The sequence below is a fragment of the Pseudomonas sp. MH10 genome (assembly GCF_034353045.1).
Lineage (GTDB): Bacteria > Pseudomonadota > Gammaproteobacteria > Pseudomonadales > Pseudomonadaceae > Aquipseudomonas.
Genome location: NZ_CP133783.1, coordinates 4,971,025 through 4,983,651, shown reverse-complemented (window position 1 = coordinate 4,983,651; position 12,627 = coordinate 4,971,025). Strand labels below are relative to the sequence as shown.

Sequence of the window (12,627 nt, the reverse complement as noted above, 5' to 3'; positions counted from 1 at the left end):
CGTTATAAGCCGTGAAGTTTACAGCCGTGTCGACGGCTGTGAAGCACGAAAAACAAATCCGGCGTTGCTGGTGAGCCAGTGAAAGGTTAGTGAAAGGTTAACCGTCTAGGATCCCGGTACACTCGGTCACACCTGAAGCAAAACAGACAACGCCCTGACGCGTTTTCTAATAAAAATAAGAAAATGGAGTCCTTCATGACGTTATTTTTGCGTCGCTTCGCCTTGGCCGCAGGCTGCATGCTGGTGGCCATCCAGTTGCTCGCCGCCGAACCCAAGCGCCCGGAATGCATTGCCCCGGCCTCTGCTGGCGGTGCTTTTGACCTGACCTGCAAGCTGGCGCAAAGCGCGCTGATGAGTGAGAAATTACTGAGCGCCCCCATGCGCGTCACCTACATGCCAGGGGGTGTCGGTGCGGTGGCCTATAACGCAGTGGTTGCTCAGCACCCAGCCGATGGGGGCACCTTGGTGACTTGGTCCAGCGGCTCACTGTTGAATCTGGCGCAAGGTAAATTCGGCCGCTTCGATGAGAGTGCCGTACGCTGGCTAGCGGCGATTGGCATTACCTATGGCGCCATTGCGGTGAGAAGCGATTCGCCCTACAAAAATCTCGAGGATCTGGTTAAAGCGCTGAAAAAAGACCCGAGCAAAATCGCGATTGGCTCGAGTGGAACCATCGGCGGCCAGGACTGGATGCAAACGGCATTGGTTGCCAGGGCCGCCGGCATTAACCCGCGCGACCTGCGCTATGTCGCGCTCGAAGGCGGCGGCGAAATTGCGACGGCGTTACTCGGCGGCCACATTCAGGTGGGCAGCACCGACATTTCCGACTCCATGCCACACATTCTCAACGGCGAAATGCGCCTGCTCGCGGTGTTCTCCGAAAAGCGTCTCAACGAACCGGAAATGAAGGACATCCCAACCGCCAAGGAGCAGGGTTATGACATTGTTTGGCCGGTGGTTCGCGGTTTCTACCTAGGGCCAAAAGTAAGCGACGAAGACTACGCCTGGTGGAAAACGGCATTCGACACACTGCTGGCGTCGGACGATTTCGCCACCTTGCGTGATCGAAGCGAACTCTTCCCCTTCGCCATGACCGGTGACGCGTTGGAGGTGTACGTTAAGAAGCAAGTGGTGGGCTACAAAGTCTTGGCCAAGGAATTTGGCCTGATCAGTGATCCGGGAAAATGACCGGACTGACTGCTTGATCTCCACATTCGACGCCCTCTGTAGAGCCAACTTGAACTGGCGAAGCGTCCTACCTAGGGCATCGCTTTAAGGCCTCTCGCCAACAAGTTGCTCCTACAGATGATCTATATCGGCAACTTCCAGTCAATTGGGGTCAAGCCGCTTTGTTGTAGATACTTATTGGTCCGGCCGAAATGGCCGTTGCCCAAGAAGCCTTTATAGGCCGACAACGGCGATGGGTGAACCGAGGTCAATACCAGGTGTTTAGTCGCGTCGATCAGTTTCTGTTTGCTTTGCGCATGGGCGCCCCACAACAGAAACACCAGATGCGGTTGGTGCGCGCTGACGGTTTCGATGACCTTATCGGTAAAGTGCTGCCAGCCCTTTTTCGCGTGCGAAGCGGCGTTGGCGCGTTCGACGGTTAGGGTGGTGTTGAGCAACAACACGCCTTGGTCGGCCCAGGATTGCAGGTATCCGTGGTTGGCGATGTCGATGTTCAGATCGCGCTTTAGCTCTTTATAGATATTCACCAGCGACGGCGGCGTGGGCACGCCGGGCTGCACGGAAAAGCACAAACCATGGGCCTGACCGGGACCGTGATACGGGTCCTGACCAAGGATCACCACCTTGACCTTATCCAGCGGCGTGGAATTCAGCGCGTTGAAAATCATCGGACCCGGAGGATAGATTTCCTTGCCGGCCGCGTGCTCCTGGCGCAAAAACTCGCGCAGTTCATTCATGTACGGCTGCTCGAACTCATCACGCAACGCGTGCTTCCAGCCGGGCTCAAGCTTTATTCGGTCGTCGCTTGTCATAGCACACCTGCAGAAAACGATGCGCGGACACTAGGAAAGCTGGCCTCTGATGTCAATTCCGCTGAGCAGAAAAGCCTCAATTCCTACACTTCTTTTCAAATCGTCGTTTGCAACTCGCGTCGCGCGGGGGTATCACAGACTCAATGGAAAGTTGCCCCGCCCCCGAGAGGTCACGATGAATCTGCAATTTGAAGAACTCCCCGCCCAAGACGGCGTACGCATTGGTATTGCCAGCCTGGACGCGGAAAAATCCCTGAACGCCTTGTCTCTACCGATGATCAGAGCCCTGACTGAACGACTAGATGCGTGGGCCAATGACCCGCAAATCGTCTGTGTATTGTTACGCGGCAACGGCGGCAAAGCCTTTTGTGCCGGGGGTGACGTACGCAGTCTGGTGGAAGCGTGCCGAACCCATCCGGGCGAAGTCCCACCCTTGGCGGCGCAGTTTTTCGCGGCGGAATACCGTCTCGACTATCAACTGCACACCTATCCCAAACCGCTAATCTGCTGGGGTCACGGCTATGTCCTGGGCGGCGGCATGGGCCTGTTGCAAGGCGCGTCTATTCGCATCGTGACCCCTAGCAGCCGCTTGGCCATGCCGGAAATCAGCATCGGCCTGTTTCCCGACGTCGGCGCCAGTTGGTTCTTGTCCCGACTGCCCGGCAAATTGGGCCTGTTCCTCGGGCTGACGGGATCGCACATCAATGCGCGTGATGCGCTGGACCTGGATTTAGCTGACCGGTTTTTGTTGGATGAACAGCAGGAAGAGTTAGTCGAAGGCTTGTTGCAACTGAACTGGCAGGAGCAAACGTCGGTACAACTCAATAGCCTACTTAAAGCTTTGCAACAGGAAGCCATGGACGAAATGCCCGAGGCCCAGTGGTTGCCGCGTCGACAGCAGATCGACGGACTGTTGGACGTCGGTGACCTGCCGTCCGCCTGGCGCGCCGTGACCCAACTTCAGTCCCATGACGACGCCCGGTTAGACCGCGCAGCAAAAACCCTGAGCGAAGGCTGCCCGCTGACTGCGCACCTGGTATGGGAGCAAATCAAACGCGCCCGGAACATGTCGCTGGCTGAAGTCTTTCAGATGGAATACAGCCTGAGTCTCAACTGCTGCCGTCATCCGGAATTCAGCGAGGGCGTCCGTGCGCGCTTGATCGATAAGGACCAAAAGCCCCATTGGCATTGGCAGGACGTGGCAAACATTCCAGACGCAGTGATCGATGCGCACTTTGCCAAGGCTTGGGAGGGCCGACATCCGTTGGCGGATTTGTCGGAGTATTAAGCCCGAATACAAATCCCTTACCCCCATCTACAGACTACGGATTTTGCCCGCCTCCCGCGCCACTATGACCGTCGTACTGACGTTCATAGTGCTGCGGCGGGCCAGGTTGGTGGCCGGGGTTGCCGTGGTAGCGAGGATCCCAGGCCTGACCCGCAGGGTGTGAATCAACGCGGGGGGGCGACGATTCCATACGTGGCGGGGCGGTTTCATAACTGGGCCGTGGCGCGGCATAAATGGGCGTCGTCACAGAGCCGGGTTGGCCGTAGTTGTGCTCAGCGCCATAGCCTTCTGCATCTGCCACGCCGCTGATGAGCGCGGCCCCAAGCGAAAACAACATCAATACATGTCGGCACACTGTAGCCTCCCGAAAAGTCCAGAAAGGTCAGCCAGTGTCAGGCCGACGCACAGACCTTTAGCCAAAAACCGGTTAATCCAAAACGTAGAAACGGCGCCTTCGCAAGCGCCGTTGGTCCTGATCAGTTATCGACCGCCGCCATGACCACCTTGGCCACCGCCCCTACTGCCGCCGCCGGATCGACCACCGTGCTGGCCTCCTCCGGGTGAACCTGGTCGAGGTCCTGGGTGATAGCCGCCTGCGCCGTGATCACCTCTTGGCATATAACCGTGGCCGGGGTATGGGCCGGGCCCGTAGCCGGGTCGACCAGAACCTGGGCCGTGTGGGTAGTAACCACCTGGACGAACGCCGTAATAGTGCGATTGGCCGATCACGTAACCGGGATAACCGGGCCGGTAGTAGTGATCATAGTAGCCGCCGCCGTCGTAGTAATATCCTCCGTAAACGGGCGCCGTATACACATCTGATTCGTAATAACCTGGTCCCGCGTAACAACCTGCTAGCGTCAAACCCAGCAAAGCAATGAGCAAAGTTTGTCGATACATGGCGGCCTCCCGGACCGCTATAGAGCTCGACCAGCGACGCGGGTCGGCGTCAGTCAACTTCTGACGGACATAAAGTAAGACTGTAAAAAGGTATTTCAGTGCCACGCCCGGCAACTATATATGTAACAAGATGCGCACTCACCCGGTGCAGACCCGCACCATCCTAAAGCGAATTAGATGCACACCCCGCCATCATTACTGCTCGAGCCCGCCAGCCACAGGCTTCGAAGTAACTTGGCACGGCTCTCGCTTAACACTTTGTGTGCAGGAGTCAAAACAAGGTTCGCGGCACCACAATTTGCAATAGCTGACTAGGGTTCCGGCTCGCTTCTGGCGAGTGGCTGGTCCGAGAGTTGGCGACCTCCAGTAGAGGTTACACGGCGGGATAAAAGCCCGGGAGACAGGGACACCAGTGGTGTCACGTGACTCCTGCTCGCCCTTTTTCCTACTGGAGATTTCTACCATGCAGCTCACCACCCGCAAGCCCCGTCTGTTTTCTTTGCTCGCCGCTGGCCTCGTCGCGGCATTGAGTCTTTCGGTCCAGGCCGCCCCGAAACAACACTTCAATGTCTGCTGGACGATTTATGCCGGTTGGATGCCATGGGAATACGCCGGCGCTCAAGGCATCGTCGATAAGTGGGCGAAGAAGTACGGCATCAAAATCGATGTCACCCAGATCAACGATTACGTCGAATCGATTAATCAATACACCGCCGGCCAGTTCGATGGTTGCACCATGACCAACATGGACGCCCTGACCATTCCAGCGGCGGGCGGCGTCGACAGTACCGCGCTGATCGTCAGCGATTTCTCCAACGGTAACGACGGCATTGTGATCAAGGGCGACGGCAAGAAAGTCGCCGATCTCAAGGGCATGAAAGTCAACCTGGTGGAACTGTCCGTCTCGCACTACCTGCTGGCTCGAGCGCTGGACACGGCTGACCTGTCCGAAAAAGACCTGACCGTGGTCAACACCTCTGACGCCGACATTTCTGCAGCGTTTAACACCGATGACGTGAAAGCCGTGACCACTTGGAACCCAATGCTGGCGGACATCAAAGCCAAGCCCGGGGTGACCGAAGTGTTCGACTCCAGCAAGATTCCGGGGGAGATCATGGACATGATGGTCGTCAACTCGCAGACCCTCAAAGACAACCCGGCACTGGGCAAGGCCCTGACCGGCGCCTGGTTTGAAGTGGTGGCGTTGATGAACGCTAAATCTGCCGCCAGCACCGCCGCGCTGGAACACATGGCCAAAGCATCGGGGACTGACTTGGCCGGCTTCCAGTCGCAACTGGACACCACCAAATTATTCGCAACGCCCAAGGAAGCCCTTGAGTTCGCCAACAGCGCTCAGTTGCCGATGACCATGCGCAAAGTGGCGGAGTTCTCCTTTCAGCACGGGCTACTCGGCCAAGGCGCCAAAGACACCGGTGCGGTGGGCATGTCGTTTGCCAACGGCGTGACCAGCGGCGACAAAACTAACCTCAAGCTGCACTTTGATCCGAGCTACGTGCAGATGGCTGCAGACGGCAAGCTGTAACCGCGCCCCCGCCCAAAGGTCATTGCCCATGCGTTTGATAAACCGCCGCCCGGATCGTGCCAGTCGCCTGATTTTGGTGATCCTGCCGTTCGCCTTGTTGCTGATCGCCTACTTCATGGGTTCGGCGACGCGGCTGACGGAAAACCCCAACGACAAACTGCTGCCCAGTGCAGTGCAAATGACCGAATCGGTCAAGCGCATGGCCTTGGTAGCAGACCCGCGTACCGGCGGTTATTTGCTGTGGCAGGACACGGGTTCGAGCCTGCAACGGTTGGCCATCGGCTTGGGTATCAGTGCGTTGCTCGGGCTGTGCCTTGGGATCGCGTCGGGCATCGTGCCACTGTTCGGCGCGTCGTTATCACCCGTACTCACCGTGTTGTCCATGGTGCCCCCGCTGGCAATTCTGCCGATCCTGTTCATCGTGTTCGGCTTGGGCGAGTTGTCGAAAGTCATGCTGATCGTGATTGGCATCACGCCGATTCTGGCGCGTGATCTGGAGCAACGCGCGCAGGAGATTCCGGTGGAATTGCTGATCAAGGCGCAGACCCTCGGCGCCTCGACCTGGACCTTGATTTTGCGGGTGATCCTGCCGCAACTGCTGCCGCGCTTGCTGATCTCCCTACGACTGGTTTTAGGCTCGGCGTGGTTGTTCCTGATCGCGGCCGAGGCCATTGCCTCCACCGACGGCCTGGGTTATCGGATTTTCCTGGTGCGACGTTACTTGGCCATGGACGTGATTCTGCCGTACGTGGTCTGGATAACCCTGCTGGCCTGGCTCATGGATTGGGGCCTCAAGGCCCTGACCCGTCGGGCGTTCCCTTGGTACGAGGGAGCCCGCGCATGAGCTTCATTTCGGTGAAAAACGTCTGGCAGGAATACGACAAGCAACCGGTACTGGAAGGCCTGAACCTAAGCGTCGATGAAGGTGAATTTTGCACATTGGTCGGCGCGTCGGGCTGCGGTAAATCGACTTTTTTGCGCCTGCTGCTGGGCCAGGAAGTACCAAGTCGCGGGCAGATTTATCTGGACGGCAAACCTTTGATCGGCGAACCCAATGCCAGCCGGGGCGTGGTGTTCCAACGCTACTCAGTCTTCCCGCACCTGTCGGTGCTAAACAACGTCGCGCTGGGCCTTGAACTGCCCCGCTCGGCGCTGCTGGGTCGGCTGTTCGGCAAGGCCAAGCACGAGGCCAGAGAACAGGCCGCTGTGTTGCTGCACAAAGTTGGCCTCGGCCATTCGCTGGACAAATACCCGACGCAACTGTCGGGCGGCATGCAACAACGGCTGGCCATCGCCCAAGCGCTGATCATGCAACCTCGGGTGTTGCTGCTGGACGAGCCATTCGGCGCCCTCGATCCGGGCATTCGCAAAGACATGCACAGCTTGCTGCTGGATCTGTGGCGGGAAACCCAATTGACGGTGTTCATGGTCACCCACGATTTGTCCGAAGGCTTCAACCTCGGCACGCGGCTGCTGGTCTTCGACAAGGTTCGCCACGACCCTCAGGCACCCAGTGCTTATGGGGCCCGCATCACCTATGACATCCCCTTGAACAGCGACCGCCGCGCTGCACGCGCCGCGATTGATTCGCTGCAAACGGCTTAGAGGACTTTTCATATGCCTAACTCCACCACGCTGCTCCCGGTGTTCGCTGAAGAGCTGATCCCCGGCGGCGGCCACCGTTCGTTCGTACTCAATCGCGGCCAATTGCTGCGTCTGACTGACGTTCGCGGCGGCGCCAACGTCAGCCTGACGCTGCTCAACGCCAACGAAAAAACCGAGCGCCTGAACCTGCCCGACAGCCTGAAATGCCAACACACAGCCAAGCTCACCAACGGCCATTGTTTGTACTCGGACATGGGCCGGGTGTTGGCGGCGATTACCGCTGACAGCTGCGGCTGGAGTGACAGCATCGGCGGGATTTTATGCGCCGAAGAAGTCGCGGAGAAATACGGCCAGGGCCGCTATCAGGAACTGCGCAACGGCTTCTTTCGTAACGGTACCGACAACCTCTTGGTCGAACTGGGCAAATGGGGTTTGGGTCTGCCTGACCTGCTGATGACCCTGAACCTGTTTAGCCGGGTGAACGTCGACGACAGCGGCGCTCTGCATTTCGTCGCCGACAATTCCAAAGCCGGTGACACCATTGAGCTGTATGCGCCGATGGACACCTTGGTGGTGCTGACCGCCCTGCAACACCCCATGGACCCCAACCCGCAGTACGCACCCAAACCAATCAAGCTGAGCTGGATGAAGGCCGACGCCCGTGTCGCCGAGCACTGCCGCATCTCGCGCCCGGAAAACGAGCGTGGTTTTAACAATACTGATCGTTTGTTCGCTTGAGGAGCGCCACCATGACCCCTTCCAAACATGCCGAAACAGCGATCTACGCCGCGACCATTCCCGCGGGCGAGCCGTGGCTGACAGAAGTTAAAGCCGGGCAAACCGTGCGCATCCTCGATCTGGAAGGTAATCAAGCAGTGGATACGCTGTTTTACAGCGTGGCCAACCCGCGTGAACGTTACGATGTGCAGCGCACATTGCGCCGTCAAAACAATGTGTACCTGGGCATCGGCAGCGTCCTGTATTCCAATCTTGGCAAGCCGATGTTGACCATCGTCGAAGACACCTGCGGCCGTCACGACACCCTCGGCGGTGCCTGTGCCCAAGAGAGCAACACCGTGCGCTACGCCTTGGAAAAACGCCACATGCACAGTTGCCGTGATAACTACCTGCGCGCCTGCGCCCACGACGGCCGCCTGAGCAAACGCGACATCGGGCCCAATATCAATTTCTTCATGAACGTGCCTGTAACGGCTGATGGCGGATTGACCTTTGAAGACGGCATCTCGGCACCCGGTAAATACGTTGAGCTGCGCGCAGAAATGGACGTGATCGTGCTGATTTCCAACTGCCCGCAACTGAACAACCCGTGCAACGCCTACAACCCGACGCCGGCGCAGGTGCTGATATGGAACTGAAATATTCATCGTTTCGCCGCTGGTTATTCAACCTGTGCCAAAGCCGTTCGGGGCAATGCGTGAAATCAAATAAACCCCTGTGAGCCCACTTGTTGGCGAAGCGGTGTATCGCAAGGACCCTCGCCAACACGTTGGCTCTTACAGACAGCTAATGTTTTTGCCATCGGGGACGACTCCGAGGCACACCGTTCAATAGCGGGACGGCCCGCTTCCCATTACGAAACCGACTGCCATCGGTTTCCGGGGTTTATGCCATGTTCGACACACTGCTGATTGCCAACCGTGGCGCAATTGCCTGCCGCATCCTGCGCACCCTGCGTGAGCTGAAGGTCAAGGGCGTGGCGGTCTATTGCGAAGCCGACGCCGCCAGTCTGCATATTCTTCACGCCGACGAAGCCCATAGCCTCGGCGAAGGCGGCGCGGCCGAGACCTACCTGGCGGTGGATAAAATCCTCGCGATTGCCACAGCCAGCGGCGCCAAAGCGATCCATCCCGGTTACGGTTTTCTGTCCGAAAATGCCGCTTTCGCGCAAGCCTGTGAAGACCACGGCATCGCCTTCGTCGGCCCCACGCCGGAACAGTTGCGCGTGTTCGGGCTTAAGCACACCGCCCGGGCGCTGGCCAAGCAACACGGCGTACCGATGCTCGAAGGCACGGAACTGCTCGACAACCTGGAACACGCCCTCAGCGCCGCCGAACCCATCGGCTATCCGGTGATGCTCAAAAGCACCGCAGGCGGTGGCGGGATCGGCATGCGTGTGTGCCGCAGCGCTGCCGAATTGAGTGAGTCGTTTGAAGCGGTGAAGTGCTTGGGGCAAAACAATTTCAGCGACGCTGGGGTGTTCATCGAAAAATACATCCAGCGCGCCCGGCATCTGGAAGTGCAAGTATTTGGCGACGGCCAGGGTGAAGTCATCGCCCTCGGGGTCCGCGATTGTTCGGTGCAGCGCCGCAACCAGAAAGTCCTCGAAGAAACCCCTGCGCCGAACCTGCCCTTGGGCATGGCCGATGAGCTGTGCGCGGCGGCGATCAAGCTGGCAAAAGCGGTCAACTACCGCAGCGCCGGGACGGTTGAATTCGTCTTCGACAGCGAAGATCAACGTTTTTATTTCCTTGAAGTGAACACGCGGCTGCAGGTTGAGCATGGCGTTACTGAGCAGGTATGGGGGGTCGATCTGGTCAGTTGGATGGTGCAACTGGCCGCTGGAGACTTACCACCGCTGCTTGAATTAAGCGCGGGGTTGCAGGCTAACGGCCACGCGATTCAAGCGCGGTTGTACGCCGAAGACCCAGGCCGGGACTTTCAACCTTGTTCTGGTTTGCTGACCGCCGTGGACTTCCCGGCGACTGACGGCAAGACCTTGCGCATTGATACCTGGGTCGAAGCTGGCTGTGAGATTCCGCCGTATTTCGACCCAATGATTGCCAAGCTAATTAGCTGGGCGCCGACCCGTGAACAGGCGAGCGCGGGACTGTCGCAGGCTCTGAGCGACAGCCATTTGTATGGGGTGGAAACCAACCGCGATTACCTGCGGCAGATTTTAGTGGACGCGCCTTTCGCCAGCGGCCAGCCCTGGACCCGCTGCCTGGAAGGATTGATGTACCACGCCAACACCTTTGAAGTGCTGAGCGGCGGTACTCAAACCAGCGTCCAGGATTATCCGGGACGTCTGGGGTATTGGGCGGTGGGTGTGCCACCGTCCGGGCCGATGGACAGTCGAGCCTTGCGTGTGGGTAACCGTTTGTTGGGCAACGACGAAGGTACTGCCGCATTGGAAATCACCATGAGCGGTCCGCTGTTGCGTTTCAATACCGATGCGGTGGTGGCCATTACTGGTGCGCAAATTCCGGTGACACTCGACGGGCAGCCTCAAGCGTTCAACACCGCGATCTTGGTGAAGGCGGGTTCAACCTTGGCGCTAGGGACGATTACCGGTGCCGGGGCACGCAGTTACCTCTGTGTGCGCGGAGGCTTGCAACTGCCGGATTACCTGGGGAGCAAAAGCACCTTCACCCTCGGTCAATTTGGCGGTCATGGCGGGCGAGCGTTACGCACGGGTGATGTGCTGCACGTTGCGCCGTTGGGTGATCGTCATGTCGGTATGTGTGTGCCGACTGAACAGCTTCAGGCGTTACTTGATGTGCGGCTGATTCGGGTGATTTATGGCCCGCATGCGGCGCCGGAGTATTTCACCGAGCGTTACATGCAGACGTTTTTTTCGACTCATTGGGAAGTGCATTTCAACTCCAGCCGAACCGGCGTGCGCTTGATCGGGCCGAAGCCGGAATGGGTTCGGGCCGATGGTGGAGAAGCCGGGCTGCACCCGTCGAATATCCATGACAATCCGTACGCCATCGGTGCCGTGGATTTCACCGGCGACATGCCCGTCATCCTCGGCCCGGACGGCCCAAGTTTGGGTGGATTCGTTTGCCCAGTGACCATTATCGAAGCCGACCTCTGGCAGTTGGGGCAGCTCAAGGCCGGGGATAAAGTGCAGTTTCATCCGGTCAACCTACGGACCGCCCGCTCCCTGGCTTGCACCGATCTCAGTAGGTGCCCACTCGTTGGCGAAGCAGGCGATACGGTGCCTGATCTGACGCCATCGCGAGCAAGCGCGCCGCTACCGGTGATGTTGACTTCACCCATTGTGTTGGACATCGGTGAGGGCGACACGCGTTTAGTAGCGAGCCTTTGCGGCGATACCCATCTGCTACTCGAGATCGGCGCACCGGAGCTGGATCTGGTGTTGCGTTTTCGCGGCCACGCATTGATGCAGGCGCTGGAAGCCAAAGCACTGCATGGTGTCATCGACCTGACCCCAGGGATTCGCTCGCTGCAAGTTCACTATCACCCCGAGCAACTGCCACTGGCTGATTTGCTGAACATCGTCGCCGACCAATGGAAAACCGTCTGCGCCAGTAAAGACCTGCAAGTGCCCTCGCGCATCGTTCATTTGCCGCTGTCCTGGGATGACCCGGCGTGCCAGCTCGCCATCGAAAAATACATGACCACTGTGCGCAAGGACGCGCCGTGGTGCCCGAGCAACCTGGAGTTCATCCGCCGCATCAACGACCTGCCCAATCTCGACGAAGTGCAACGCACCGTGTTCGACGCCAGCTACCTGGTCATGGGCCTGGGCGATGTGTACCTCGGCGCCCCCGTTGCGACGCCACTCGATCCGCGCCATCGGCTAGTGACCACCAAATACAACCCGGCACGCACCTGGACCGCCGAAAACTCGGTAGGCATCGGCGGCGCATATATGTGCGTCTACGGCATGGAAGGCCCCGGCGGCTATCAATTCGTCGGACGCACCTTGCAGATGTGGAACCGCTATCGGGAAGTGTCCGCATTCGATGGCAAACCGTGGCTGTTGCGCTTCTTTGACCAGATCCGCTTTTACCCGGTAAGCGCTGATGAGCTACTGCGCATTCGCCGGGATTTCCCCCTTGGGCGTTACCCGTTAACCCTCGAACACAGCACCTTGAATCTAGCGGACTACCAGGCATTTCTTACCCGCGAAGCAGACGGCATCGCGGCGTTTCGTGCGCAACAACAAGGCGCCTTCAACGCCGAACGCGAACGCTGGGTCGCCAATGGCCAGGCGAATTTCGAGAGCGATGAAGCCGCTGCGCCCGCCACCGAAGACGCGGCCCTAGAAGCAGGCCAACACAGCATCGATAGCCATATCGCGGGCAACCTCTGGCAAGTACCGGTCGAAGTCGGCCAGCGGGTCGAGGCCGGCGATGTACTGGTGATTCTGGAATCGATGAAGATGGAAATCCCGCTGCTGGCCAACGTGGCAGGTACCGTCAGCGAAGTGCGCGTGCAACCTGGATCGGCTGTGCGTGCCGGGCAACGGGTCGTGGTTTTGAAAGCTGATTGAATTTCATAAATTTTTAGACGGAATGCCG

The 12,627-nt window shown here is 58.6% G+C and carries 11 protein-coding genes and 1 riboswitch; of the genes, 8 read left to right on the top strand and 3 right to left on the bottom strand.

Features of this window, described 5'->3' with window-relative positions; translation table 11 throughout:
• Positions 1-195 precede the first annotated feature (195 nt).
• Positions 196-1,188, top strand: a complete 993-nt coding sequence (locus tag RHM59_RS22505; protein WP_416195039.1) for a Bug family tripartite tricarboxylate transporter substrate binding protein — start codon at positions 196-198, stop codon at positions 1,186-1,188.
• Positions 1,189-1,310: 122 nt separating this feature from the next.
• On the opposite strand, the gene ung is transcribed toward RHM59_RS22505, so the two are convergent.
• Positions 1,311-2,000, bottom strand: coding sequence for a uracil-DNA glycosylase (gene ung, locus RHM59_RS22500; RefSeq protein WP_322165883.1), 690 nt, complete (start codon positions 1,998-2,000; stop codon positions 1,311-1,313).
• A gap of 175 nt (positions 2,001-2,175) precedes the next feature.
• Between ung and RHM59_RS22495 the strand changes: the two genes are divergently transcribed.
• Entirely contained in the window at positions 2,176-3,288 is a 1,113-nt protein-coding gene (locus RHM59_RS22495) for an enoyl-CoA hydratase/isomerase family protein (protein WP_322285469.1), read from the top strand.
• Positions 3,289-3,322: 34 nt separating this feature from the next.
• Here RHM59_RS22495 and RHM59_RS22490 read toward each other — a convergent pair whose 3' ends face one another.
• Both RHM59_RS22490 and RHM59_RS22485 read right to left on the bottom strand, forming a co-directional pair.
• Positions 3,323-3,643: a hypothetical protein gene (locus RHM59_RS22490; protein ID WP_322285468.1), complete on the bottom strand. Its 321-nt coding sequence runs from the start codon at positions 3,641-3,643 to the stop codon at positions 3,323-3,325.
• Between the two features lie 125 nt (positions 3,644-3,768).
• A complete protein-coding gene (locus RHM59_RS22485; protein ID WP_322285467.1) occupies positions 3,769-4,188 on the bottom strand; it encodes a hypothetical protein in 420 nt (139 codons plus the stop codon).
• A gap of 300 nt (positions 4,189-4,488) precedes the next feature.
• A riboswitch (guanidine-I (ykkC/yxkD leader) is annotated at positions 4,489-4,590 on the top strand.
• A 61-nt stretch (positions 4,591-4,651) separates the two neighbouring features.
• On the opposite strand from RHM59_RS22485, the gene RHM59_RS22480 reads away from it, so the two are divergent.
• From RHM59_RS22480 to uca, 6 genes are all read left to right on the top strand, one after another.
• Positions 4,652-5,731 (top strand): putative urea ABC transporter substrate-binding protein, encoded by a 1,080-nt coding sequence (locus RHM59_RS22480; protein WP_322285466.1) that lies wholly within the window; start codon positions 4,652-4,654, stop codon positions 5,729-5,731.
• Between the two features lie 28 nt (positions 5,732-5,759).
• A complete protein-coding gene (locus tag RHM59_RS22475) occupies positions 5,760-6,575 on the top strand; it encodes an ABC transporter permease (protein ID WP_322165888.1) in 816 nt (271 codons plus the stop codon).
• Positions 6,572-7,336 carry an ABC transporter ATP-binding protein gene (locus RHM59_RS22470; protein WP_322165889.1) on the top strand — a complete coding sequence of 255 codons (765 nt, stop codon included), beginning with the start codon at positions 6,572-6,574 and terminating at the stop codon, positions 7,334-7,336. Before RHM59_RS22475 ends, RHM59_RS22470 begins: the two co-directional genes overlap by 4 nt.
• A gap of 12 nt (positions 7,337-7,348) precedes the next feature.
• A complete protein-coding gene (locus RHM59_RS22465) occupies positions 7,349-8,074 on the top strand; it encodes an urea amidolyase associated protein UAAP1 (RefSeq protein ID WP_322285465.1) in 726 nt (241 codons plus the stop codon).
• A gap of 11 nt (positions 8,075-8,085) precedes the next feature.
• Positions 8,086-8,712, top strand: a complete 627-nt coding sequence (locus RHM59_RS22460; protein WP_322165891.1) for an urea amidolyase associated protein UAAP2 — start codon at positions 8,086-8,088, stop codon at positions 8,710-8,712.
• Between the two features lie 254 nt (positions 8,713-8,966).
• Positions 8,967-12,599, top strand: a complete 3,633-nt coding sequence (gene uca, locus RHM59_RS22455; RefSeq protein WP_322285464.1) for an urea carboxylase — start codon at positions 8,967-8,969, stop codon at positions 12,597-12,599.
• The last annotated feature ends 28 nt before the right edge of the window (positions 12,600-12,627 follow it).

Coding starts and splice junctions, on each gene's coding strand:
- RHM59_RS22505 (WP_416195039.1), top strand. CDS start 196: ATGACGTTATTTTTGCGTCGCTTCGCCTTGGCCGCAGGCTGCATGCTG.
- ung (WP_322165883.1), bottom strand. CDS start 2,000: ATGACAAGCGACGACCGAATAAAGCTTGAGCCCGGCTGGAAGCACGCG.
- RHM59_RS22495 (WP_322285469.1), top strand. CDS start 2,176: ATGAATCTGCAATTTGAAGAACTCCCCGCCCAAGACGGCGTACGCATT.
- RHM59_RS22485 (WP_322285467.1), bottom strand. CDS start 4,188: ATGTATCGACAAACTTTGCTCATTGCTTTGCTGGGTTTGACGCTAGCA.
- RHM59_RS22480 (WP_322285466.1), top strand. CDS start 4,652: ATGCAGCTCACCACCCGCAAGCCCCGTCTGTTTTCTTTGCTCGCCGCT.
- RHM59_RS22475 (WP_322165888.1), top strand. CDS start 5,760: ATGCGTTTGATAAACCGCCGCCCGGATCGTGCCAGTCGCCTGATTTTG.
- RHM59_RS22470 (WP_322165889.1), top strand. CDS start 6,572: ATGAGCTTCATTTCGGTGAAAAACGTCTGGCAGGAATACGACAAGCAA.
- RHM59_RS22465 (WP_322285465.1), top strand. CDS start 7,349: ATGCCTAACTCCACCACGCTGCTCCCGGTGTTCGCTGAAGAGCTGATC.
- RHM59_RS22460 (WP_322165891.1), top strand. CDS start 8,086: ATGACCCCTTCCAAACATGCCGAAACAGCGATCTACGCCGCGACCATT.
- uca (WP_322285464.1), top strand. CDS start 8,967: ATGTTCGACACACTGCTGATTGCCAACCGTGGCGCAATTGCCTGCCGC.